The 1,254-nt window shown below is 68.0% G+C and carries 2 protein-coding genes; both read right to left on the bottom strand.

Features of this window, described 5'->3' with window-relative positions; all coding sequences use genetic code 11:
• Nucleotides 1-243: 243 nt before the first annotated feature.
• Nucleotides 244-738 carry a peptidoglycan-binding domain-containing protein gene (locus tag ACWDA7_RS53060; RefSeq protein WP_450615429.1) on the bottom strand — a complete coding sequence of 165 codons (495 nt, stop codon included), beginning with the start codon at nucleotides 736-738 and terminating at the stop codon, nucleotides 244-246.
• 234 nt (nucleotides 739-972) lie between these two features.
• Nucleotides 973-1,254 (bottom strand): HNH endonuclease (locus tag ACWDA7_RS53055; RefSeq protein ID WP_450615427.1); only part of this gene is annotated, 282 nt, incomplete at its 5' end.

Here is a 1,254-nt window from a genome sequence, read left to right as displayed (position 1 = left end):
GGTCACCGTGACCGTTCGGCGAACGGAACTCGTTGGGTCCATGGGGCCCGTGGTTCTCCGGGGCACGGTACCCGTGGGGACCGTGCCCCGGAGGCTGGCGAACTCGGTCGGCGGACCGACCCGGCCTTGATCGTTCTCAAGTTGCTGGCCACCAACTTGCCCTGGAGCCCACCTGATACCGGGCTACCGAGCCCGCCAGTCCGGGGGGCTTGAAAACAGGTTCTGAACGTTCCAGGCGCGCTCTCAGCGGCAGCCGGTCGTATGGGTGCCGTCCTGCTTGTATAGCTCGAAGGAGAAGTAGGAGCTGGTTTTGGGGCCGAAACGGCCGTCCACGCTCAGCACCGGGCCATAGATCGAGTTGATTTCTGTCTGGGCGTTCTTTACCGCCTGCTCGGTGGCGGGGCCGAAGTCCATATCCTCCTTGAGGCCCTGCGTGTAGCAGGCGTTCAGGCTCTCCTGCAAGGCCAGCACGGCGTAGTTGTGGTCCCCCCGGGCCACGACGCAGTTGTAGTTTCCTGAGTTCGCGGTCGTCGACGGCCTGTGGAGGTACAGCCCCCCATCACTAGGCACCCAGGTGAAGGAGGTGCAGTGGACCTCGGCGGCAGCCGTCTTGGGCGCAGCTTCGGGCCTGCCGCTCCCGCCTGCGGAAGCCGGCGTGGCGCTCAGTCCGAGGGTGGCGGCGGTCAGCGCACCGACCACGCCTGCGACCAGATTGGCTCTTTTAGTACGGAATTGCATATTCCCTCCCCTTGTCCACTTTCGTAGGAATGCGATGAGCATGGCAGGCAACCGTTCTGCCCAGAAGATCGAATTTCAGCCGCTATCGCCGCAGTTCACGGCCTCGGCTTCGAGCGCCTTCCAGCCGGTGATGAACTTGGGCATGGGGTTCTCCCTTGTTGGTCAGGACCGGGCGGTGTGCCCGGCTCCCCGCCCGCCCCCGGCCGCCAGGACCACGGGGAGGACAGACAGCCGTCACGCCGCCGCGCCGGCCTCCGCCGCACGCCCGGCCGAGGTGGCGGGGACCAGGCCCGGCCCGAACGTCCCCGGCACCGGCCGCAGTACGGACTGCGGCAGCCGGTCGGCCTTGGCCTGGTTGCACGGCCCGCACGCCAGCACCAGCGCCGCCTGCATCCACGTGTGCCAGACCGACCGCGGCACAAGGTGGTCGATCGTCGCCCCGTCCAGGCCGGGCCCGAACACGGCGCCGCAGTACCAGCACGACGCCCCGTCCCGCTCCGCCAGCCGCGCCTTCAA

It is taken from the genome of Streptomyces sp. NPDC001156 (assembly GCF_053598275.1).
Note: the sequence above shows the minus strand (reverse complement) of the source record. Positions and strands in the feature narration are given on the sequence as shown.

Coding starts and splice junctions, on each gene's coding strand:
- ACWDA7_RS53060 (WP_450615429.1), bottom strand. CDS start 738: ATGCAATTCCGTACTAAAAGAGCCAATCTGGTCGCAGGCGTGGTCGGT.